Consider the following 23,753-nt stretch of genomic DNA (forward strand, 5'->3'; position numbering starts at 1 on the left):
GGGTGGAGCTCAGCTCCGGTCGGGTTCGAGCTCCGCCAGGGCCCGGGCGAGGTGCCCGCGCAGTTCGGCCTGCGGGAAGAGGTCGACGGCTCCGGTCAGGAGCACCGAACACTTTCCCGAGCGGGCCGGTTGCACGTGGAGGACGAGGTCGAGGTCCGACCAGTGCTCGGGCACGGTGTCGTGGGGCAGGTCGTCCGGCACCACGGCCGGGTTCTCCTCCTGCCCGTGGACGACCAGCCCGGCCGCGCAGACCGGCGGCCGGAGCGCGGGGTCGACCGGATCGGCGAGCTCGGCGATGTGCAGCAGCGGCAGGTCGGCGTGGTCCAGGGCCGACAGCAGCGCCCGGTGGGCGTGGCCGGCCCCGGTGGCGCCGAGCACCACCGGCAGCAGGTCGACGGCGCGGCCGACGAGCGAGTCCTCGGTGGCCGCCGAGCGGTGGGATACCGGCACGCCGATCACCGTGGACGTGCCGCCCGACATCCGGGAGACGATCCGGCCGAGCAGGTCGAGGAAGGCGGCCGTGGTGGTCGTGCCCGCCGTCCGCCCCGCCCGCTGGAGGCGCGCGTACGCGTCGGCGGGGAGGACCTTCCGCACCCCGTGGTTGCGGAAGGTCCTCGGTCCGGTGCGGCGCTCGGCGAACGGGTCCGGGGGAACCGGGCCCAGGCTGGTGCGCCAGTACCGCTCCAGCTCGGCGCGCCGGGCCGTGCGGCGGGCGGCCCTGGCACGGGCGTAGTCGCTGTAGCGCGGGGCCGGCCGCGGCAGGTCGCGTCCGGCGAGCAGGGCGAGGAGCTCGTCGGCGAGGATGCCCACGGAGGCGCCGTCGCCCCGGTGGCGGGCCAGCCTCAGCAGCAGGTGCCGGACGGTGCCGTCCTCCCCGGTCAGCAGGACGACCTCCAGCCCCGGTGATCCTGCGGGCAGCGGACGCTCGATCAGCGCGGTGTCCCAGTGGGCCTGGGCGGGCCGGTCCGGCAGCGGGGCCACGGGGCAGGGCTGCCACGTGTCGTGCTGTCCCGTTCCGGCGGCCCCCGGTGTCGCCTCCGGTGTCGCCCTCGGTGTCGCCTCCGTCGTCCCGGGCGCGGCCTGCGGGGCCGTCGGCCGCAGGGCCTCGTGCCGGGCGACCAGTGCGCGGACCGCCCGCTCCACGTCCCGTGGATCCGCCGGGGCGTCGAGCCTGAGCAGCAGCGGAATCGGGGGAGCGGGGAGTCCGAGGGCCCGCTCCTGCTGGGCCACCAGCAGTTGTTCGGGCGTCTGGGAAGCGTCGGCGTCGGCGTCGGCGTCGGCTTCGGCGTCGGCTGGCGTCGGCGGCGCTGCCGCTGCTGCCGCTGCGAGCAACGTCCTGACCTCGGTGGCGAGTTCGGCGGCCAGCGGATGCGTCAGGACGGTGCGTACGGGGACCTCCACCCCGAGGCGGCGGCTCAGCGCGGAGGCGATCCGGGCCGCCCCCAGCGACGCCCCGCCGAGGTCGTAGAGATGATCGTCCAGGGTGGCCGACGGCCGGTCGAGCGCCGCGGCGAACGCCTCCACCACGGCGGCGGCCACCCGGTCGTGGGCGGTGGCGGGGCCCGCCGCCGTGCGCGCGGAGCGCACCATCGCCAGCAGCGCGCGGCGGTCCGCCTTGCCGTTGGCGGTCACCGGCAGCCGGGGGAGCACCCGGATCTCGCCGGGCACCATGTACGGCGGGAGGGTACGGGCCAGATGGGCGCGCACCGCCGCCGGGTCCGGGGCGGGCTCGCCGGTGACGAAGCCCACCAGGCGGCTGACGCGTTCCCCGACGACGACGGTGGCCGCCTCCCGCACCCCCGGCGCGTCCACGACGTGCCGGTCGACCTCCTCCAGCTCCACCCGCTGGCCGCGCACCTTGACCTGGTTGTCGCTGCGGCCGACGAACTGCACGCTCCCGTCGGCGTTCCACCGCACCCGGTCCCCGGTGCGGTACATCCGCGAGCCCGGGGGCCCGGCCGGGTCGGGCAGGAACCGGGCCGCCGTCTCGGCCGGACGGCCCCGGTAGCCGCGCGCCACCCCGGTGCCGCCGATGTACAGCTCGCCGGTGACCCCGATGGGCACCGGGCGCAGCGCGCCGTCGAGGATGTGCAGCCGCACGCCGGAGACGGGGTGGCCCACGGGGGCGGTGCCGCCCCCGGCCCCCGCCGCGCACCGGTACGAGGTGGCGTCGATGCAGGCCTCGGACGGCCCGTACTGGTTGCGCAGTTCACCGCGGCCGACGCGCAGGTAGCGGTCGGCCTGCGCCGAGGGCAGCGCCTCCCCGCCGCAGAAGACGACCCGGGCCGGCAGCCGGCGCAGATCCTCGTCGTCCAGGGCCGCGAGCAGGGACGGGACGACGTCGACCACGGTCGCGGAGTGTTCCAGGGCGGCCTCCACGAGGGCGGCCGGACGCGCCCCGAGGTCGACGCCGGGGAAGACCACGCCGGCCCCGGCGACGAGCGGTCCGAAGCACTGCCACAGCGACGGGTCGAAGACCAGGGGAATGGTCTGGAGCACCCGGTCGGGGGCGGCGAGGCCGATCGCCTCGCGGCGCCAGGCGAGCTCGTTGGCCAGCGCCCCCAGCGGCACCGGGACGCACTTGGGCGTACCGGTCGTGCCGGAGGTGAACACCGCGTAGGCCAGGTCCTGCGGGCCCGTGCGGGCCACGGGCGGCACCGCCGTGCCGGTGGCCGGGAGCTCTCGCGCGCCCCCTCGGGGGAGCCGGATCGTCCGCAGCGCCCTCCCCGGCGGGCCGCCGTCGGCGTCGTGCGTGTGGGCGTCGTGCGTGTCGGCGTCGTGCCCGGGGGCGTCGGCCGTGCGGACGAGGAAGTCGGCCCGGGCGCTGCGCAGCAGGGCGCGGCGGCGTTCCACGGGGTCGTCGGGGCGCAGCGCGATGATCCAGCCGCCGAGCCGCCAGACCGCCAGGGCCAGCGCCGGGTAGTCGGCGCCCGCCGGTACGTCCAGGGCCACCGCCGAGCCGGGGCCGACCCCGGCCAGGGCGAGGTGGGCCGCCGCGCGCTCGGTGCGCTCGCGCAGTGCCCGGTAGGTGAGGTGACCGTCGGCGGCGTCCCAGACGGCGAATGCCTCGGGGGTGCGCCGCGCCCAGTCCGCGAAGGCGTCGTAGGGCAGGCGGGCCCCGGCCGCGGGCGGCGCCGTCGAGGCGGCCGCGATGGTCGCGCGCTCGGCCGGGTCGCGTGCGTCCAGTGCGGCCAGCGGCGCGTCGGGGGCGGCGAGGACGGAGGCGAGGCAGCGCCGGTAGGCCCGCCCGAGCCGGGCGAGGGCCGCGTCGGTGTAGTGCTGCGGGGAGCCGGTCAGCCGGAGGGCGGCGGTGTCGGCGTGTTCCGTGAGCTGCACGGTCAGCACGCCCTGGTCGCCCTGGACGCGCACCGGCAGGGGGGTGACCGTGAGGGGGCCGGCCGGGCGCGGCCGGTTGTCCTCGTGGGTCAGGACGAAGGCGGCGGCGGGTACGGGCACGGCGGTGTCGTCGGAGGTCAGGGGGAGGGTCGGGTGCTGGGAACCGGTCAGGAGCTGCTCGCCGGTCCGCCGGGCCAGCGCGGCGAAGTCCAGCGCGGGGGGCAGGGGCAGGGCGAGGGGCATCGCGGAGACGAAGGCGCCCACGGTGAGGTCGTAGCGCTCCGCCGCCCGGTTGGCGGTGGGAACGCTCACGGAGGCCGTCCGGGCGCCGGTGACCGCGCTCCAGGTGGCCGCGAACGCGGCGAGCCACACCGCGTGCGCCGTGCAGGCGTGCCGCCGGGCGAACGCGTGGACGCGCCGGGTGAGGCTCGGGGGCAGTGCCAGCTCGGCGTGCGGCATCCGGGCGGCCTGCTGCGAGGCGGTCTGCTCCGGGGTGGCCTGCCGCGAGGTGGCCTGCTGCACGGTGGCCTGCTGCGTGGCGGTCGGGTCGACGGCGAAGGGGAGTTCGGCCCCGTCGTCGGCCCCGTCGTCGGCGCCGCCGCCGGAGCAGGCCCAGTGGGCGGCGTGGGCGGCCAGCGCGGCCCGCCCGTCCGGCGACTGCTCCCAGTGGACGTAGTCGAGGTGCTGGGCGGCCGGCGCGGGACGGGTGGAACCGGGGCCGCCCCCGGCGGCGTACGCGTCCAGCAGGTCGTCGATCAGCACCCCCAGCGACCATCCGTCGCAGATGGCGTGGTGGAAGGTCAGGAGGAGGGTGTGCTGGCGCGGCCCCTGGGCCAGCAGGACGGCACGGACGTACGGGGGCCGGTCCAGGCGGAGCGGGCGCGCCGCCTCGGCGTCGAGGGCCCGGTCCCGCTCCGGTGCTCCCGCAGGCAGTTCCCGGACCTCCAGCGGGATGCGGGCGGGCAGGTCGAACCGCTGCCGGGGCACCCCGTTCTCCTGGCCGAAACGGGTGCGCAGGGCCAGATGGCGGGCGGCGAGGGCGTCCAGGCACGCGCGGAGCCGGTCGACGTCGAGCGGGCCTCCGAGCTGGAGGGCCAGGGGCACGGTGTAGGCCGCCGACGCGGTGGGGGACGCCTGCTCGGCGAGCCACATCCGGTACTGGGTGACGGAGAGGGGGTGGCTGCCGGCCACGGCCTCCGGGTGGGGCGGGAGCGCCGGTCCGGAGTCCGCCGGTGACGGTGCGGCAGCCGCCGGTGGCGCGGCCGCGGGGCTGCGCCCCCGGAGCCGGGCGGCCAGTTCGGCGCGCTGCTCGGGAGTGAGCCGGTCGAGGGGTGAGGCGGTCATCCGAGCCCCTCCCCGGCCTCGTCGAGGATCTGCTGGGCGATCAGCCGCTCCACCAGCGCGTACTGGAGTCCGATGGACCGGGCCTGCAACAGCTCGCCGACGGGGACGTCGACGCCGAACCGGCGGCTCATCCCGCGCGCCAGCCGGGCCACGGTGAGCGAGTCACCGCCCAACTGGAAGAAGTCGGCCGTGTCGGGCACGTCGCTCACCCCCAGTTGTTCGGTCCACAGGGCGCGGAGGATCGCGACGGGGGTGTCCGCGACGGGCTCGGCCGCGTCGGCGACGGGTGGTCCGGGCGGTGGTCCTGGCGGTGGTCCGGGCGTCGGGGCGGCCGGCACCGGGTGGCGCGGGCCGTGGAACGGATAGGTCGGCAGGGGGACGGAGCGCCCCGGGCCCTGGAGCGGGGAGAGGTCCAGGGGGAGGCCGGAGCACCACAGCCGGCCGATCGCCGCCAGCACCGGGCGGGCGGCGGAAGCGGCCGGGGCGTGCGACGGCGAGGAGCCCAGCAGCGGGATCGCGGGCAGCCCGGCGGCTTCCGCGAAGCCGCTCAGCACCCGGCCGGGCCCCACCTCGACCGCGACGGCGTCGGGGAACTTCGCCCGGGCCGTCGCCAGCGCGTCCGCGAAGCGCACCGGCCGGCGGGCGGCCCGGGCGAAGTGGCCGGGGTCGGTGAGCGAGCCCTCGGGCAGCAGCTGCCCTTCCGTGTTCTCGATCCACGGCAGGACGGCGGGGCGCACCTCGGCGGCCGCGGGGGTGCCCCGCAGCGCGTCGGCCGCCGGTTCGATCAGCGGGGAGTGGAAGGCCCGGGAGGACCGCAGCACCCTGGCCGCGTACCGGCCGCCGATCCGCTCCCGGAAGGCCGCCACCGCCTCGGGGAGCCCGGCGAGCACGGTGCTCGTGGCGGCGTTGACCGCCGCGACGCTCAGCTGGGCGCCGGTCTCGGCCAGCAGGGCCCGGGCCTCGGTCTCGCCGCAGGCCAGGGAGACCATCGCGCCCGGGGCGCAGTCCTGCATCAGCAGGGCCCGGCGTGCCACGAGACGGGCCGCGGTGTCGAGGGCGAGCGCGCCGGCCAGCGTCGCCGCCGTGATCTCCCCCAGGCTGTGCCCGAGCAGGGCGCAGGGCACCAGGCCCAGGGCGAGCAGCGCCGTCCCGGCGGCGTACTCGACGGCGAAGAGCGCGGGCTGGGCGAGCGCCGTCCGGGCGAGCCGTTCGGCGGGGAAGGAGGCGTCGTGCAGCGCCTCGTCCACCTCGCGGGCGAGCCCGGGGGAGAAGGCGGCCAGGCAGGCGTCCAGCGCGTCGGCGAACGCGGGCAGGGTGGCGGCGAAGGGCGCCGCCATGCCGGGGAACTGCGTTCCCTGCCCCGGGAAGAGCAGCAGCGCCGGGGCGGGGTGCGCTGCGGGCTCCGGTGCCGGCCCGGCCGGGGCCCGCAGCGCCGCCACGACCTCGGCCACGTTCGCGCCCACCGCCGAGGAGCGGTAAGGGAGTTCCGGCCGCCGGGTGAGGGTCCGGCCGACATCCGCCGGCGAGGGCGCGGATTCGGCGTCCTCCAGGTGCGCGGCGAGCCGCTCCCGCATGCGGGCGAGGGCCCGCGGGTCCTTCGCGGAGAGCACCACCAGCCGTTCCCGCCCGGGCGGCGGGGCGGGCGGAGCGGTGGGCGGCTCCGGAGGCTGCTCCAGCAGCATGTGCACGTTGGTCCCGCCCACGCCGAACGAGCTCACCGCGGCCCGGCGCGGCTGCGGGCCCCGCCACGGCCCGGCCTCGGTGGGCAGGGACAGCGGCGAGTCCTCCCGTTCCAGCAGCGGATTGGCCCGGCTCAGCCCGGGAATCGCGGGCACGTACCCGTGCCGGAGCACCAGCAGCGCCTTCACCAGCCCGGCGAGTCCGGCGGCGGCGTCGAGGTGGCCGATGGTCGCCTTGAGCGCGCCGACCGGGATACTGCCGGGAGCGGCACCCAGCGATCGGTACACCGAAGAGGCCGCGGACCACTCGATGGGGTCGCCGACGCGGGTGCCGGTGCCGTGGCTCTCCAGGTAGCCGACGGACGCGGCGTCGACGTCGGCGGCGGCGAGCGCGGCGCGGATCGCCTGCTCCTGGCCCGCCGCCGACGGCGCGAGGAAGCCCGCCTTGGCGGTGCCGTCGTTGTTGACGGCGGAGCCCAGCAGCACTCCGTGCAGGGGGAGCGGGCCGTCCGCCACGTCCTCGTAGCGGCGCAGGACGACGCCCAGCGCGCCCGAGCCGCCGAGGGTGCCGTCCGCCGAGGCGTCGAAGGGGCGGCAGTGCCCGCTGAGCGACATCACTCCGCCGGCCATGGGCAGGTGCCCCGCCTGGGGGGCGTTGGCCGACGCGGCGAGCACCAGGGCCTGGTCGCACTCCCCGTTGTTCAGCGCCTGGACGGCCAGGTGGGCCGCGACGAGCGAGGAGGAGCAGGCCGTGAGGACGGTGAGCGCGGGCCCGGTCAGCCCCAGTCTGTAGGCGATGCGCGTCGCGAGGAAGTCGCGTTCGTTGACGAGGAGCGCCTCCTCGAACTCCGGGGGCGCCAGCGAGCCGGAGGCCAGGAGCGCCCTCAGATGGCCGCTGCCGCTGGCGGCCGCGTACACCGCCGTCCGCAGCTCGTCGCCGGCTGTGACGCTGTGGCCGGCGTCCTCCAGGGCGGCCCAGGCGCACTCCAGCAGCAGGCGGTGCTGCGGGTCCGTCAGCCCGGCCTCGCGGGGGCTGACGCCGAAGAACGCGTGGTCGAAGCGGTCGGAGTCGTCGAGCGACCCGTGGACGGGGACGTAGTCCGGATCGTCGGCGAGGGACGCGGGGACGCCACGGGCCGACAGCTCCTCCCGGCTCAGGCGCCGGGTCAGCACCCGCCCGTCGCGCAGGGCCTGCCACAGCTGTGCCACATCGGCCGCTCCGGGGAAGCGCCCCGTCATGCCGGTGACGGCGATGTCGAGGGAACGGTCGCGGTTCATCGGTCGGCCTCCTGGGCACGGCGGTCGCGGAGCGTACGGGCCGCGTCGCCGCGTCGGCGACGGGGCGAACCGGCTGAGGGTGAGGTCGGTGGTTCCGTCCCGGGGGCGGGCGGCGGGTCCGTCTTCGCGCGGGCCAGCCGGGCCAGCCGGGCCGCGAGGTCGGCGACGGTGCTGTGGCGGAAGAGGTCGAGGATCGGCAGCCGGACGCCGGTGTGCCGGTGCAAGGCCTCCTGGAGCGCCGGCACCAGCAGCGAATGCCCCCCGAGGTCGAAGAAGTTGACGTCGCCGGGAACGTCGGCGACGCCCAGGACCTCCCGCCACGCCGCGGTGACCGCCGCGTGCCCGGGCGACACGTCCCCGGCGGGCCGGGCGAGCGCCGAGGCCCGGCGCCGGGCCGCCTCCTGCTCCAGGGCCGCCCGGTCGACCTTGCCGTTGGGGGTGACGGGCAGCCGCTCCAGCGCGTGGACCACGGCGGGGACCATGAACTCCGGCAGGAGTTCGGCGACTTCGCGCCGGATGGCCTCCGGCCGCCCGCCGCCGGTGACGAAGCCGACGAGGCGCGCGCCGCCGTCGGCGACCACGGCCGCCTCCCGGACGCCCTCGGCGCCGCGCAGCGCCGCCTCCACCTCGGCGGGCTGCACCCGGTGGCCGCGGACCTTGATCTGGTGGTCCAGCCGGCCGACGAAGGCGAGCGCCTCCGGCCCCTGCCACCGCACCCGGTCGCCCGTGCGGTACATCCGGGCCCCCGGCTCGCCGCCGAACGGGTCGGGCAGGAAGGCGCCGGCCGTCTCGGCGGGCCGGCCGACGTACCCCCGGCCCACCCCCGCGCCGGCGACGTACAGTTCGCCGTCGACCCCCGGGGGGACGGGGCGCAGGGCGTGATCCAGGACGTAGAGGCGGTAGCCCGGTACCGGGCCGCCGATGTCGACGGCCTCCGGCCCGTGGTAGCGGCGGTAGCTCGCCCAGACGGTGGCCTCGGTGGGCCCGTACTCGTTGACCAGCGCCACCCGGGGCAGGACGGCGAAGTGGCGCCGCAGCAGCTCGTCCGGGAGCGGCTCCCCGGCCGTGACGACCTCGCGCAGGCTCCGCACCGCGTCGGGGCCGGCCCGGTCGGCGGCGGTGAGCAGCAGGGCGTGGAGCGAGGGCACGCACAGCAGCCGGGTGACCTGGTGCCGGGCGATCAGGGCGACCAGGGCCTCGGGGTCGCGGACCTCGTCGTCGCCCGCGACGACCAGGCGGCCACCGGCCGACAGCGTTCCCCAGATGCCGGCCGCGGCCGAGTCGAACGCCGCGGGCGAGAGCAAGAGGAAGACCGGCCGCCCCGGATAGACGGTGCGGCGGGCGGCCGTGGAGGCGGCCAGCGTGCCGTGCTCGATCACCACGCCCTTGGGCCGCCCGGTCGTCCCGGAGGTGTAGATGACGTACGCGGGGTCGTGCGGTCCGGGCGGGAGGGGGACGGCGGGCTCGGCACTCCGGTCGGTCGTCGGCCCGGCCGTCGGCCCGGTCGTCGAGGGCAGTGCGCGCAGCGGGACCAGCGGCAGCCCGAACGAGGCCGCCCGCCCGGCCATGGCCGCGTCGGTGACGACGGCGGAGGCCCCGCAGTCGGCCAGGCACGCCGTCATGCGGGAGTCGGGGTGCCGGGGATCGAGCGGGACGTACGCGGCACCGGCGAAGTGCACGCCGAGCAGCGCGGTCAGCAGGCCCGTGGACCGCTCGGTCAGCACCGCCACCCGGGCACCCCGGCCCGCGCCCCGGGCCGTCAGCCGGGCGGCGAGGTCCAGGGCCTCGGCCCGCAGCCGCCCGTACGTGAGCTGCTCGCCCCCGGCGACCACGGCGGTCCGCCCCGGTGCCTCCCGGGCGATCCGGACGATGAGCTCGCTCACCGGGACCACCGGCGCGAACGGCTCCGGGCCCCGCCCCCACTCCAGGGGGAGGCGCCCCGGGTCCAGCGCCACGGGGAGCGCGGCCGGTGCGGAGGGCTCGCCCACCAGCGCGAGCAGCGCCCCGCGGATCCGCTCGGCCAGCTGCCGGGCCTGGTCCGTCGTCCACCGGTCGGTGCGGTGGAGCACGTCCAGCCGGGCGCCGTCAGCGGTCTCCCGGAGCAGGATCTCGACGTCGTACTTCGCGATGGCCGCCGGGATCTCCACCGGGCGGGCACGGAGGCCGGGCGGCGTGGCCGTCGCCGTGGACGGTCGCTCATGGTCGACCAGCACCTGGAACAGGGGGGCCTGCCCCGGACCGGCCCGCAGACCGAGCTCACGGACGAGTTCGTCGAAGGGGTGCGCGCGGTGCGCGTGCGCCCGCAGGAGGGCCGCGTGCGCCTGGGCGATCGCCTCGCCGGCGGTGCCGCCGGGGCGGGGGCGCAGCCGTACCGGGACGGGGTTGACGAAGAGGCCGACGGCCTCGTCGAAACCGGGCGGTCGGACGTCCATGGTGGTGCCGACCAGGACGTCGCCCGCCGCGCCGTACCGGTCGGCCGTCACCGCGAACGCCGACAGGACGAGGACGAGGGCCGTGGTGCGGTGCGTACGCGCCGCCTCGGCCACGCGCCGCCACTGCGCCGCGTCCAGCGGGACGCCGACCGTCGCCGCGGTGCGCCGGTGCGGGCCCGGCCGGGGCCCGCCGAGGGCGACCGGTGAGTGGGCGCAGACGCCGGCGAGCTCCTCGGCCCAGAACCGGCGCAGCCGTTCGGCCTCGGCGGGCGACGGTCCGGGGACGGCGCCCGCCGGGGCGGGCGGCAGCGCCGGGCCGCCGGCCAGCCGGCTCAGCAACTGCTCGGTGATCAGCTCCGTGGAGCGGCGGTCGAGCACGAGGTGGTGGCCGACGAAGACCAGCACGTGCTCCCCGGGGCCGGTGCTGAGCACCCGCAGCTCGACCAAGGGCTCCTCGAACAGGTCGAAGGGCCGGTGGGCCACGCGCCGCAGGTGCTCCGCCAGGGCGTGCCCGGGCACGTCCCGTACGCTCACGGTGAACGCCGTGAGGGGCCACTGCCCGCGCCCGGGGGCCACGTCGTCGTCGATGACCCGCAGCCGCGTCTCGGGGTGGGCGGTGAGCACGTCGTGCCAGGCCGCCTCCAGACGCCCGGGATCCAGCGGACCGCTCAGCCGCAGCGCCCAGTACACGGTGAACTCGTGGCTGTCCGGCTCCGCCCGGTGCAGCAGCCACAGCCGCCGCTGGGCGGCCGACAGACCGGCGGGCGCGGCCGTGGACGGGCCCTCGCCACCGGCGGGCGCGGCCGTGGACGGGCCCTCGCCGCCGGCGGGCGCGGCCCGCGCGACCAGGTGCCGCAACCCCTCCGGTGTGGGGTCGCCGAAGAACGAGGCGAGGTCGACGCGCACCCCGCACTCCTGGTTGACCTCGGCGACGAGCCGGGCCGCGTCCAGTGAACTCCCGCCGCGGAAAAAGAAGTTGTCCCCGTTCGAGGCGGGCGGCCGGCCGAGCGTCAGCGCCCAGAGCCGGACGACGGGGTCCGTGCCGCCGTCCGGCGGCCGCACGGGCGCGGGCACGTGCAGGGCACGCTCGTCGACCTTTCCGCTGAGCGTGAGCGGGAACGCGTCGACGACCTCGATGTGCGCGGGCACCGCGGCGGGCGCCAGCCGCCGGGCCGCGAGGCCGCGCAGCTCCCCCGGCACCGGAACCGGCCCGGGGCGGCGGGGGGTGACCCAGGCGAGGAGCCCCGCCGTCCCGATCGGACCCCGGCGTGCCACGTAGGCGTCCTGGACGCCCGGCGTGCCGCGCAGCACCTCCTCCACCTCGTACGGGTCGACCCGCTGGCCGCGCACCTTCAGCTGGTGGTCGGTCCGACCGTGGTAGATCAGGTGCCCGTCGGCACCGAGGGTGACGCGGTCGCCCGTGCGGTACATCCGGGCTCCGGGTGCCGGGGCGAAGGGGTCCGGGAGGTAGCGCTCGGCCGTGAGCGCGGGGGCGTTGAGGTAGCCGCGGGTGACCAGCGGCCCCGCGAGGTACAGCTCGCCGCGGGAACCGACCGGCACGGGGCGCAGGTCGGCGCCCAGGACGTAGGCCGAGGTGCCGTCGAGGGGCCGGCCGATGCTGGGCGTCCCGTACTCGTCGAAACCGCACCACGTGGTCTGGATCGTGACCTCGGTCGGACCGTAGCCGTTGGACCCCCTGACACCCAGCTCGCGCAGCCTGCTCCAGGTCGTGGCGTCGACCGCCTCGCCGCCGAAGTCCAGCTCCAGGCCCGTGCGTTGGAACATCTCCTCGACGCCGAAGGGGCGCATGGCGGCGAACATCGACGGCGAGGTGCTGAGCAGGCGCACGTCGTTGCGCTCGACCCACTCCACCAGCGCCTGCGGATCGCGGTACGTGGCCTGGTCGGCCACCACCAGGCAGCTGCCCCGGAAGAGGTAGAGGAGCTGCTGGAAGAAGACGTCGAAGGAGACGGCGGCGGTGACGCCGACCCGGGCGGCCCCGGCTCCCGCCGGCTGCGCGTCGACGAGGACGGCGAGACCCCGGTGCTCGACCATGACGCCCTTGGGGCGGCCGGTGGTGCCGGAGGTGTGCAGGACGTACGCCAGATCGTGGGGGCGGGCGTCTTCGGTGTGCGCGTTCTCGGTGTCCGCGTGCGCGTCCTCGTCGACGATCGTGAGCGACGCGTCGAGCCGGTGGCGCGACGCGGGGTTGCACAGCACGAGGCGGGTGCCCGTGTCCGCCACGACGTAGGCGAGACGGGAGTCGGGCTGGGAGGGGTCGAGGGCGACGACGTGGGCTCGCACCCGCCACGCCGCCAGCACGGACGCGACCAGGGCGACGCCCCGCTCGCGCAGGACGCCCACGGCGGTGCCCGGGCCCGCGCCGTGGCGGCGCAGGGCGGCGGCGAGCCGGGCGACCTCGCGGTCCAGGCCGGCGAAGGTGAGGAGGTCGTCGCCGCACCGCACCGCCGGCCGCCGGGGCTGTGTGCGCACCCAGGCGTCGAACCGGTCCATGAGGGGCTGTGCGTGCTCCGACGGATCGGCCGGCGCGACGATCAGGGACGGCGTCGCCGCGCTCGTCGAGCGGGGCAGCGGCGCCCCCGGGTCGCGGACGAGGGCAAGCAGGACCCGGCGGTAGACGGCGAGCAGTTCGGCGGCGGCCGCGTGGGTCGTGCCGCCGCGGATCCGGCGCGTCACCGTCACCGAGGCGTCGTCCGCCCGTAAGGAGAGGTCGAATTCGAGGTCGAAACGCGTGAGGCCGTTCGTCCCGCCGGGGTGCTCGGCCGGGGGATCGGCCGGGGGATCGGCTTCGGCGGCCGCGGGGGCTTCGAAGGCCTCAGGGGTTCCGGGGGCTTCAGTCGCTTCAGTCGCTCCGGGCGCCTCCGGTGCGCCTGCGACGGGTGCCGCCGGCTCACGCGCCGCCTCCATCGCACGGACGGTGAGCCCGCCGAGTGCAGGCCCCGGGAGGGGGTCCCGCAGCTGGAAACTGACGGTGAGTCCGGGCGCCGCGGCGTCGAAGAGGTCCGCGCTCTCGTGGATCGGCTCGTGCGCGTGGGACAGCGCCTCGGCGACGGTGCGCCGCACACCGTCGCAGAGCTCGGCGCCGGAGGCTCCCGAGGGCCACCGCTGGCGCAGCGGGACCATCCGCGCGAAGCAGCCGACCAGCGACACGGTGGCCGGTGTCCGGGAGGCGAACGGTGTGGCGACCATGACGTCGGGGGCGTTGCCCTGCGTGGCGAACGCCGCGTAGAGGGCGGTGAGCCCCAGGAGGTACGGGGTGACGCGCAGGCGGCGGGCCGCCGCGCGCACCGCGTCGGCCTCGTCCGGGGGCAGCGGGAGCACCAGGACGTCGGCTTCGGCCGTCCGGGGGCCCGGGGTGCGCGGCAGGGCCTCCGGCCACTGGGCGTCCGCCAGTTCGAGGGGCCAGAAGCGGGAGGGCTCCGCCGGCGCGGGCCGGTCGGGTGTCGGGGCCGGTGATGGCGAGAAGGGTGGCCCGCCGGCGGTGCGGGCGTTGTAGGCGGCACCGATGTCCGCCAGCACGTTCTCCAACGACGCCCCGTCGCACGCGATGTGGTGCACCAGGAGGGAGAGCACGTGGTGGTCCGGTCGGTGCCGGAACAGGTCGACGCGGACGGGGCAGTCCCGTCTCAGGTCGAACCGGTGGCGCCCGACGGGCGCCCAGGGCGCGGCGTCGGCCGTCGCGGCGGTGTCCACCACGGTCCAACGCGGCTGCGGCGCGCCGGGAACCCAGGAGGGCACGCCGTCCTCGTCGACGAGCCGGCGGGCGAACACGGGGTGCCGGGCGACGGTCTCCTCGACGGCGCCCTTCAGGGCCTGCTTGTCGAGCTGCCCGCGCAGTTCCCAGACGCGGTGGATGTTGAAGGACTCCGGCTGGTCCCGACACGTGAGCCAGATACCGAACTCCGGGGCCGAGAGCGGGAATGCGAATTCGGCATCCGACGCCGGACCCGAATCCGAAACCAGGTCGCTCCTGTTCACTTCGGTTGCCCCTTCCGTACGTGCTGGCGGCACTCGGCCGGTGGCCCGAGTGCGGGGTGTCGAGAGGAAGAATGAAGCTGTGCGGCCATCCGGGTGCGGGGCTCTGCAAACTCGAAGAGTTCGCCCGTGAGCGGGCGGACGCCGGCGACGGCGAATTGGGCGGGGAACCGGGGGCGCGTACGTGAAGGTGCGGTCGGCGCCCTCGGAGATCGGTGCCCCGGGTCGGACCTCCGGCCTGCCGGGGTCCGTTCACGAAACGAGTCTGTATGTGCCCTGGGAATTTTTCAAGAACGCTCAAACGGAATGTCTTATTCTCACAGGTGCGGGGAGGGCGACTTTCTGGACATAGGGCTGCGCCCGTCTCTCCCGACACCGGATCCGGCGCTTCCGCCGGCCCTCCTGCCGCCTCGGGGCCCGTGCAGGGGTGCACTTTGGGGCGAATCGCACCGTTGATTTGGGTGAAACCTGTGGACCTTGCGAAGGTCGGTTAAAGGATGTTATATGGCTCGGTAAACCAGCCTCAGGCCAGGATTGGCGTACTTCTCGAAGGCTTGACCCCTGTGGTACGTTCCAGGCGAAGGTGCACCGGATCCGCGTCATCGAGTGCGTGCGACGAGCGGACACCCCTTATTTCGACGCGGTTCGAAATGGTCCGGCAGGAGCGGGAAATCCTGTGGATCGCGGACCTGAAGTCGGTATTCAGCTGGCTCTCGCCAATTCATCGACCGCCTGCCCGGTAGGCGTCCGTGCCTTGCAGGCAATATCTCGACAGGGAGGTCTCATGGGTCTGCAATTCGGCTTCTGTTTCGGTACCTCGTTGCGCCATGACGTGAAGCGGGACCACTTGTGGAAATTGCTCGACGCGGTGGAGCGGCACGGATTCGATTCGTTCTGGTTCTACAACAACAACGGGGACGACATGCCCCCGCCGCTCGAGCTGGCACGGGAAGTGGCCCGCAGGACGTCGGCCCTGGTGTTCGGTCCGCACGTCCTGGTCGCCGCCGGCCTGGAACCCGCCGCCGTGGTCCGCGAACTGACCGACCTGTACCGGCGGTCGAACGGCCGGTTCGTCGCCCAGCTCGGCATCGGCGGCCCCCGCGAGGCCCTCATCCGGGACCCCGCCGAGGCGGCCGCCGCCCTGGAGGACATCCTGCGCCGCCTGCGCCGCCTCGTGGGGGAGTCCGCCGGGGAATCCAGCGGCTGCGGCCCGACCGGGGTGCCGCCCGTGTGGCTGGGCGGAGGTCGGGAGAGGACCGTACGGCGCGTCGCCGCTCTCGCGGACGGCTGGGTCCCCGCGTTCATCACCCCCGCCGAGTACCGCCGGCGCCTGAAGGTCCTCGACGAGGAGCGGCAGCACCTCGGCCGCACCGAGCACATCACCCGCGCGGTGCAGCTCGTCTACGTGCCGCCCGCCATCGACACCCCCGAGCTCCGGCGCGAGCTGGATGCCGAGGTCTCGGCCCACAAGCAGGGCTGTACCAGCCGCGACGTCTACGCCGTCGGCGGCGACCGGGCGTTGCGCGAGCGCCTGGCCGAGTTCGCGGCCGTCGGCGTCGAACACGTCATCCTGGTCCCCGCCCGCGCGGTCCCCGACTGGGAGGACGAGATCGCCCGGGTCCACCACACCGCCACCACGTCGTTCGGCTAGGCCCTGCACCAACCTCCGTGGTCAGTACACCTGGCACTCCCGCGGCTGCGGGGCTCCCGGTTCTCCTGGAGGATCCGGCCCTGCCGCTTCGGGAGCGCCAACGTGCGGATTCTGGGCCGGAGATGGGCGACAACCCCCCTGTTATGGTGCGCTTATGTCACCGATCAAGAAGTTCCAAGTCACCTTCGACTGCGCGGAACCCCGGCGCGTCGCCCGCTTCTGGTGCGAGGTGCTGGGGTACGAATCGCCGCCGCCGAAGGGGTTCGCCACCTGGGACGAGTACGACCGCTCCCAGCCCGCTGAGGACCGGGGTTCGTGGTCCGCCTGCATCGACCCCTCGGGTGTGGGGCCGAGACTGTTCTTCCAGCGCGTTCCCGAAGGGAAGGTCGCCAAGAACCGGGTGCACCTCGACGTGCGGGTCGGCACCGGGCTCGTGGGCGAGGAGCGCCTCGCCACGCTCGAAGCCGAGTGCACCCGGCTGCTCGCGCTCGGCGCGGTACGCGTGCAACTGCTCTACGACGGCCACGATTCGTGCATCGTGATGCAGGACATCGAGGGCAACGAGTTCTGCGTCGACTGAGCCTCCCCCGAGCCGGCGAGACGGGGAGCCCGTCGGGCCGAGCGCGACACCGGCCTCGCCGGCCTCGACCCGGCGGGCCGGGCCGATGGGCGGCGGCGGTGGTACGGGGCTGGCGGAGTGGAATTCCAGGACGCGTGGCGGGAATGCGCACGACCCTCCAGGGCGGGACGGCACGCTTCCTGGTGACCCACAGCAGGTCTGTGGCCGATCACCCAGGAGGAACCCGCCCATGAGCAGTCACGGACACCCGGATGGGGTGCGAGGCACCTCTTCCGCGGCGAAGACGTCGGCGACCCGCCACGTCGTCGCGTTCTACCAGACCGGCACGACCACGGGTGACCCAGGCAGCCAGTACGTCTCCCCGGTGCCCCTGATCGGTCACGCGGACGTGGTGGAGGTGGCCGCGTTCCACCTCAACAACCCCACCCAGTACCCGATCCTCACCCTGAACGACGACCCGCCCTCCGCGCCCAAGTACGTTCCGATGTGGCGTGACATCGCCTCGGTGCAGGCGAAGGGCGTCAAGGTCACCGCACTCCTCGGCGGCGCCGCGCAGGGGACGTACGGGCTGCTCGACAAGGACTTCGGCATGTACTACCCGCCCGTCCGCGACGCCCTCAGGACGTACCGGCTGGACGGCATCGACCTCGACGTCGAGGAAGCGTTCCACGAGGCGACCGCCGAGAGGCTCATCCGTCAGCTGCGCTCCGACTTCGGGCCGGACTTCCTGATCACTCTTGCCCCGGGGCCCGGCGAGCTCACCATGCCCGAGGGCAGCAACCTCCCCTTCCTCGACTACCGCACGCTCGAGAAGCAGGTCGGCCCCCTGATCCGCTGGTACAACACCCAGTTCTACTGCGGCAACGGCAGCCTCGCCGACACCGCCGACTACGATGCGGTCATCCGGAACCAGTTCCCCGCCTCCAAGGTCGTCGCCGCCGGCATCACCAACGACAACCTGGACTGCGAGGGCTACGTCGACATGCCGGTCCTCCAGCGGACCCTGCGCGCTCTCGCCGAAAAGTACCCGGACTTCGCCGGTGCCGCGGGCTGGGAATACGCGCTCTCCCGGGCCATCGACGGCCCCAACTGCCCTAGCGGCCCCGCCAGTTGGTACTGCGCCGTCCGTCAGGCGCTCGTCGCCCCGGCGGCCAAGGTCTGACGGTGTAGCTCCGCGCAGTCCTCCGGTTCCGTGGCATCCGACCGCGGAGCCTCCACGCCGGCCAGCAGAGCCGTCGTGCAGTCCTCGGTGAGGTCTTCTGCGTGCGGTGGCAGCGGCTGCCCGGCGCGCAGATGGCGGCGGACCACGGACAGCGGCAGGTCGATCAGGGCCAGGGTGACGCGCTCGTGGTCCTGGGGGCCCGCCGCGCCGAGGGCTTCGGCGAGGGAGCCGATGGAGTCGAGGACGCGTCGGCTGCCGAGGTCCGCGCGCTCCTTGTGGTCCTCGGACCAGTCGGCGCGGCCGAACTCCTCGGCGCCGTAGAGGAGGAGCGAGGCTTCCTGCGGGTGGGCGCGGCTCCAGGAGATGACGTGCCGGGCGGCCGCGCGGGCGGTCGGGTGGGGGTCGGGGGCGCTGCCGAGTGCGGCGAAGTACCCCTCCTGGAAACGCTCCACGGTCCGCAGCCACACCTCGGCGAGCAGCGCCGTACGGCCGGGGAAGCGGTGGTACATGGAGCCGCTCGGCGCGCCGATCGCCTGGGCGACGGCGGACATGGTCACGCCTGCGGGCCCGGCGGCGGCCAGCCGGACGGCGGCGTCGAGGATCTGGTCGGTGTCGAAGCGGGGTGGTCTCGCCATGAATCAGAGGGTACCCTCCAGATTATTAGAGGATGGTCTCTAATAATCTGGAGGGGAGGACGCATGGGCGTCTACAACGTGCACGAGCGCCTGCTGGCCGCCAAGGCGAGCGAGGTGGGCGCGCTCATCGACAACCTGTCAGGCGGCCCGGCGGACCGGCTCTGGCCGCGCCCGGACTGGCCCGCGATGGAGTTCGACCGCCCACTGGCGGTCGGCGCGACCGGCGGCCACGGCCCGGTCCGCTACACGGTCACCGCGTACGTGCCCGGGGTCTGGATCCGCTTCACCTTCAGCGGGCCGCGCGGATTCCACGGCTTCCACGAGTTCACGGTGCTGCCCGTCGGCGACGAACGCACCGTGCTGCGGCACACCCTCGCGATGAAGGCCGGCGGCCTGGCTCGCCTGACCTGGCCGGCGGCCTGGCGCCCGATGCACGACGCCTGCCTGGAGGACGGCCTGGACCGCGCCGAGCTCGCCTGCACGGGCACGGTGGCCCGCCCGGCCCGCTGGACCCCGTACGTGCGCCTGCTCCGTGCGTTCGCACACAGGTGAACAGCGACACGGGGCCGCCTGCCGGCGGTTTCGAGCGCGGCCGTCCGGCCGATGATCTCGTCTGATCTCGTCGTCCTCGTCCGGCAGGCGTACGTGCCCCGGAACAGTTGGTCAGCGGGAGCTGTCCGGGCGGTAGACGCTGAGGTTGCCGTAGGCCGGCAGAGCGCCCGCCAGGTCGCCGGGTTTGCCCCGCAGAGTGGCGTCCAGGAAGGCGAGAGTGGCTGCGGCGACGACGCGCGGGCTCTCGGTGCGGCCCAGGGAGCCGACGATCGAGGGCACGGGCGGCAGATACAGGGGGCCGTCCATGAACGTGAGATGCGCGGCGCCGGGGATGGTGAGCCGGTAGCTCGTCGTGGTGCTGGACTTGAGCGCCTCGGTGAGGCGGGGCAGGTAGCGCGGGTCGGTTGCCGGGGTGATGGCCTGGGTGAGCGCGAGCGTCGGCTGGTCGAGGGCGGGGGAGGCGGGGCCGTGGGGGTAGCCGTCCAGGTCGATGACGGCGTGGAAGCGGCGGTCCTGCCGGGCTGCCTGGAGGGCGGCGGCGCCGCCCATGGAGTGTCCGGCCACCGCGGCCCGGCCGGTGTCCAGGTGTCCGCTCAGCGGGTCGGCGGTCTCACCCCGGTCCAGGCCGTCCAGTCGGGTGAGGACGAAGCCGAGGTCGGCGGCCCGAATCGCGGTCCAGTCGGCCGCCAGTTTCTCGTCCTGGTCCGGGTCGCCGGTGGAGGAGGTCTCGGTGGTGATCGTCCGGCCGTCGGAGAGGACGACGGCGGCGGAGTCGTACGGGTGGTCGAGGGCGGCGACCACGTAGCCGTGGCTGGCCAGTTCCTCCGCCCAGGCGGTGTTCTGGGTCCGTACTCCGCCCGACCCGGGAGAGAACAGGACGACGGGGAACCGCCCCCGCCCGCTGTCCACCGGGGCGTCGAAGACGGCATGGGTGTGGGCACGCGGGACACCGTCGACCAGGAAACCCGGCAGGCCGACCTGGCGGGCGAGGGCGTCGGAGACGGTGCGCGCCTCGTGCTCCGTGCGTCCGAGGTACTGGGCCCGCTGCGCGCCGGCGGGGCTCTTCTGCGCGGGGTACCAGAGCTGGACCACGACCGTGCGCCGGTCGTCCGGATCGGCGGTGAAGGTCTCGGGACGGCGCGGGTCGGTCCACTGGACCACGCGGGTGCCGACCGCGAACTCGCCTGTCGGGGTGGGGAACTCGGGTACGGGAAGGGCCCAGGCGGCCGCCGGGCCCGTGGCGATCAGGCCGACGCAGGCCAGCGATCCCGGCAGCGCCAGCCACCAGCGGGCCCGCCACGCGGGCCGGCCGGGACGGCGCCGAAGCGGCCGCAGCAGGGGGGAGAGGGCGAACGGCAGCGCGAAGGCGGCGCCTGCCAGTACCGGCAGCATCTGCCAGCGGATCCCTGTCACGCCCAGCAGGATCGCGGACAGCACGAGAACCGCCCCCGCCGCGATCGTGACGCGTGGACGGGCGGAGGGGGGAAGCCAGCGCGCCACCACCAGTGCGACGGCGCCCAGCAGGGCAAGGATTTCCAGGGGGGACATGTACAGCCCCGTGATGATCTCGGTCACCAGGCCATATTCGGCGCCGGGTACGCGCTGCCACATCGATCCCGGGTCGCCGTCGTGTGCCACCGGGGTCGCAATCCGTGGCAGCTCGCGGTGCGACCGGAGTGGCAATCGGGCACGCCGGATCGGCGGCCGCCCTACGACCACGGGAGGTGGCGGGACTCCTCCTGCGGGCGTATCCGGGCACGGCGCCGTCAGACGGTGGACTCATGTGCTCTGTGGGGCCCGTGGCCTACCGTGACAGGGCCGCGATACGTGCCGGGCGGCGCGAGGCGTACGTTCCCCGTACTCGACTCGGATCCGGCTGTACGCGGTGGTAGCCCCGGCCGGGGCCACCATGACGCTGGATCGACAGGGACGTGTGATGACCGAGGCGGCCGCGGAACCCGGCAGTGCCTACCGGGATCGGGTGCGGGCGTTGCCGCGGGCGCGCTGGGCGAGGACGGCCTCACGGCTGACGAGGTACGCCGACCTGGCCTCCGTGCGAGCCGCGCGACTGGTGACAGCTGCCGGGCGCCGGTGCTCCCGGCTGCCGCCCGTGGTGTGGGACTCGCTGCTGCCGACGCTTCTCCTGCTCAACATCGTCACCACCCGGGCACCGCACGAGCTGCCGGTGGCCGTCGCCCTCACCGCCGCCCTCGCGCTGCCCCTGGTGTGTCGGCGCCGGGCCCCGCTCGCGGTGTTCGGCGCCGTGGCGGCCGCGGCCTTCGTCCAGTGGCTGACGGACATTCAACTTCCGGCGGACGTCTGCCTGTTGGTGGCCCTCTACGCGGCGGCCGCGAACTCGGGCCGGCGCGGCGCGCTTCTCGCCGGTGCCGTCGTGGAGGCGGGGGCCCTGCTGGCCTGCCTGCGCTGGGCGACGGAAGGCGCGTTCCTGACCCCCTTCGTCGCGGTCACCGCGATGGTCGTCGCCGCCGCCGTCCTGGGTGTGAACGTGCGGACCACGCGTGCCTACCTCGCGGCCGTGGAGGAACGGGCCGCACGCCTGGAGCAGCAGCAGGAACAGCAGGCGCGACTGGCCGTCGCCGAGGAGAGGACACGTATCACCCGGGAGATGCACGACATCGTCACCCACAACCTGTCCGTCATGGTCGCGCTCACCGACGCCGCCGTCTACGCGCAGCACCGGTCGCCCGACAAGGCCACCACCGCGATGCTCCAGATCTCCGAGACGGGCCGGCAGGCCCTGACCGACATGCGGCGCTCGCTGGGCGTCCTGCGGACCGACGAACCGGACGCGGAACGCCACCCGTTGCCCGGCATCGCCCAACTGGAGGCCCTCGCCGACCAGATGTGCGCCGCCGGGCTGCCGACCCGCATCGAGGTCCAGGGCGGCCACACCCACATACCCGCCACCGCCCAACTGACCGTCTACCGCCTGGTACAGGAAGCCTTGACCAACACCCTCAAGCACACACCCACCGGCACACGCGCGAAGGTCCGGCTACGGTGCTCGGCCGGGACCGTCACCGTGGACGTCACCGACAGCGGCCCCCGCCCGCCGCTTCCCGGTGCCACACCGTCCGGCCACGGCATCCCCGGCATGCGCGAACGCTCGGCCGCCTACGGAGGGTCGTTGCGGGCCGGACCGCTTCCGGGTGGCGGCTGGGGAGTCCACACCCGCCTCTTCCTCGACAGCGGCGGAGCGGCGTCCGCATGACGATCCGCATCCTGATCGCCGACGACGAAGCACTGCTCCGGATGGCCTTCAGCACGGTCCTGGAGGCCCATCCCGACATGGCACCGGTCGGCGAGGCCGCGGACGGCGCCCAGGCCGTACGCCTCGCCCGGGAGCTGCGCCCCGATGTCGTCCTCATGGACGTCCGGATGCCCGGGATCGACGGGATCGAGGCGACCCGGCAGGTCATCCGGGCCTCCCCGCACAGCAGGGTGCTGATCCTCACCACCTTCGACCTGGACGAATACGCCTTCGCCGGACTCGGCGCCGGAGCCTCGGGTTTCCTGCTGAAGAACACCAGGCCCGAGGAACTGCTCACCGCGATACGCAGCGTCGCCGCGGGCGACGCGGTGGTGTCCCCGCGGATCACCCGCCTCCTGCTGGAGCAGCTGCGCCCGCACATCCCCGACGGCAGCAGCGCCGGCCCCGACCATCGGCTGAGCCGGCTCAGCGCCCGTGAGCGCGAGGTGCTCGTCCAGGTGGGCTGCGGCCTGTCCAACACTGAGATCGCGGCCGCCCTGCACCTCGCGGAGGCGACCGTGAAGTCCCATCTGGGGCGAATCCTGCACAAGCTCGAACTCCGCGACCGGATACAGGCCGTGGTCTTCGCCTACGAGAGCCGCCTCATCCACCCGGCATGACGCCGCAGGGGCCGACGGCGACGTCCTCAGTCCGGGTCCGGGTCCGGGGCCGGTGTCGGGACGGGAACCGCGTCGTCGTCGTCGGCGTCCCCGTTCAAACCAAGTCGTCTACGACCAGGGCTCGCGGCTCCCCGAGTTGCGAGCAGAAGGACAGTGATGACTCAGCACGATCACCCGGCCCTGCCCGCACCCGGGCCGGACGCACCCGGGCAGGCCCCGGGGACCCCGGCCGGAGGGGGCCCCGCGCGGTCGGTACGGCCGTGGCTGCCGGCTCTGCTGTGCGCTCTGGGGTTCGTGGCGGTCTACCTGCTCGCCGTCTGGACCCCGTTCGGGCAGCGGGGGGAGAACTCCCTGATGAACGGGCACGGCGGCGAACCGGCGTGGATCTGGGACTGGTCGGGGTCGGCCTTCGACTCGGCGGCCATGCCGCCGCTGGAGTTCACCGCCCTGCCCACCCTGGTCGTGGGAACGGCCGTGATCGTGGTCGTCGCCCTGGTGCGGCGGTGCTGGTCGCAGGGCGTCGCGGCGATCGGGGTCGTCCTGGGCACGTTCGGCGGCACCGAGGTGTGCAGCAAGATGGTCCTGCCCCGCCCCGACCTGGTGAACGCGCCCGCCATGCTCACCGAGGTGAGCTTCCCCAGCGGGCACGCGGCCGTCCCCATCGGACTGGTCCTCGGCGCCGCCCTGGTCGCCTCCCCTCGCCTGCGCCCCTACGTCACCGCGGTCGGCATGCTGTGGCTCACCGTCACCGCCGCTGCCGTGCAGGCGCTCTACCACCACCGGCCCAGCGACGTGCTGGGGGCCGCGCTGCTGGGCTGCGCCTGCTACGGTCTCGCGCTCCGGCTGCTGCCGTCCTCCGCCGCACCGGGCGTCGCGCGCACTCCTCGCGCTCTGCCGGCCGTCGCCCTCGTCCTGTCGGCGGCCGCCGCGCTCGCCGCCGGCGCGCGGGACGACTCCGTCCAGGGACCGCTGCTCTTCGCGGCCGCGGCCTTCCTGTGCGCGGTCCTGGTCTGGTTCACCGTGGTGGAGGGCCCTGCCCGCGCCGCGCGTCGTACACGGCCTGTGGTCGGCTGACCGTCCGGTGAGCATTTCCCGGTCGGCGGCAGGGCGGAGTGAATCCGGTCGGATGCGGCTGTGGAACAGGCACGGAACAGGCACGGAACAGGCCGACCCGCCGGTGGCACCGGCGGGTCGGCCTGTTGCAGGATGTGCGTTCG

12 protein-coding genes are annotated in these 23,753 nt (G+C 75.0%); 7 read left to right on the forward strand and 5 right to left on the reverse strand.

Features of this window, described 5'->3' with window-relative positions:
• Positions 1–9: 9 nt before the first annotated feature.
• From ABT015_RS02420 to ABT015_RS02430, 3 genes are read right to left on the reverse strand one after another with little or no spacing between them, the layout of a single operon-like run.
• Complete coding sequence (locus ABT015_RS02420; RefSeq protein WP_350875906.1) at positions 10–4,680, reverse strand: non-ribosomal peptide synthetase; 4,671 nt, start codon at positions 4,678–4,680, stop codon at positions 10–12.
• Complete coding sequence (locus ABT015_RS02425) at positions 4,677–7,637, reverse strand: type I polyketide synthase (RefSeq protein WP_350875908.1); 2,961 nt, start codon at positions 7,635–7,637, stop codon at positions 4,677–4,679. The genes ABT015_RS02420 and ABT015_RS02425 overlap by 4 nt, the downstream gene beginning before the upstream one ends.
• A complete protein-coding gene (locus tag ABT015_RS02430) occupies positions 7,634–14,068 on the reverse strand; it encodes a non-ribosomal peptide synthetase (protein ID WP_350875910.1) in 6,435 nt (2,144 codons plus the stop codon). The genes ABT015_RS02425 and ABT015_RS02430 overlap by 4 nt, the downstream gene beginning before the upstream one ends.
• A 781-nt stretch (positions 14,069–14,849) precedes the next feature.
• Between ABT015_RS02430 and ABT015_RS02435 the strand changes: the two genes are divergently transcribed.
• The 3 genes from ABT015_RS02435 (at position 14,850) to ABT015_RS02445 (ending at position 17,458) form a co-directional block, all read left to right on the forward strand.
• Complete coding sequence (locus tag ABT015_RS02435; protein ID WP_350875912.1) at positions 14,850–15,716, forward strand: LLM class flavin-dependent oxidoreductase; 867 nt, start codon at positions 14,850–14,852, stop codon at positions 15,714–15,716.
• Between the two features lie 154 nt (positions 15,717–15,870).
• A complete protein-coding gene (locus ABT015_RS02440; protein ID WP_350875914.1) occupies positions 15,871–16,296 on the forward strand; it encodes a VOC family protein in 426 nt (141 codons plus the stop codon).
• A gap of 229 nt (positions 16,297–16,525) precedes the next feature.
• A complete protein-coding gene (locus ABT015_RS02445) occupies positions 16,526–17,458 on the forward strand; it encodes a glycoside hydrolase family 18 protein (protein ID WP_350875916.1) in 933 nt (310 codons plus the stop codon).
• On the opposite strand, the gene ABT015_RS02450 is transcribed toward ABT015_RS02445, so the two are convergent.
• Positions 17,425–18,093, reverse strand: a complete 669-nt coding sequence (locus ABT015_RS02450; protein WP_350875918.1) for a TetR/AcrR family transcriptional regulator — start codon at positions 18,091–18,093, stop codon at positions 17,425–17,427. The two genes, ABT015_RS02445 and ABT015_RS02450, sit on opposite strands and share 34 nt — an antisense overlap.
• Positions 18,094–18,156: 63 nt before the next feature.
• Between ABT015_RS02450 and ABT015_RS02455 the strand changes: the two genes are divergently transcribed.
• Complete coding sequence (locus tag ABT015_RS02455; RefSeq protein ID WP_350875920.1) at positions 18,157–18,645, forward strand: SRPBCC family protein; 489 nt, start codon at positions 18,157–18,159, stop codon at positions 18,643–18,645.
• Between the two features lie 111 nt (positions 18,646–18,756).
• On the opposite strand, the gene ABT015_RS02460 is transcribed toward ABT015_RS02455, so the two are convergent.
• Positions 18,757–20,256, reverse strand: coding sequence for an alpha/beta hydrolase family protein (locus ABT015_RS02460; protein WP_350876329.1), 1,500 nt, complete (start codon positions 20,254–20,256; stop codon positions 18,757–18,759).
• A 325-nt stretch (positions 20,257–20,581) separates the two neighbouring features.
• Between ABT015_RS02460 and ABT015_RS02465 the strand changes: the two genes are divergently transcribed.
• The 3 genes from ABT015_RS02465 to ABT015_RS02475 all read left to right on the forward strand — a co-directional run bounded on the left by ABT015_RS02465 (position 20,582) and on the right by ABT015_RS02475 (position 23,610).
• A complete protein-coding gene (locus tag ABT015_RS02465) occupies positions 20,582–21,877 on the forward strand; it encodes a sensor histidine kinase (protein ID WP_350875922.1) in 1,296 nt (431 codons plus the stop codon).
• A complete protein-coding gene (locus ABT015_RS02470; RefSeq protein ID WP_350875924.1) occupies positions 21,874–22,536 on the forward strand; it encodes a response regulator in 663 nt (220 codons plus the stop codon). Before ABT015_RS02465 ends, ABT015_RS02470 begins: the two co-directional genes overlap by 4 nt.
• 156 nt (positions 22,537–22,692) lie before the next feature.
• Positions 22,693–23,610, forward strand: coding sequence for a phosphatase PAP2 family protein (locus ABT015_RS02475; protein ID WP_350875926.1), 918 nt, complete (start codon positions 22,693–22,695; stop codon positions 23,608–23,610).
• Positions 23,611–23,753 lie beyond the last annotated feature (143 nt).

The sequence above is a fragment of the Kitasatospora sp. NPDC094016 genome (assembly GCF_040304045.1).
GTDB lineage: Bacteria > Actinomycetota > Actinomycetes > Streptomycetales > Streptomycetaceae > Kitasatospora.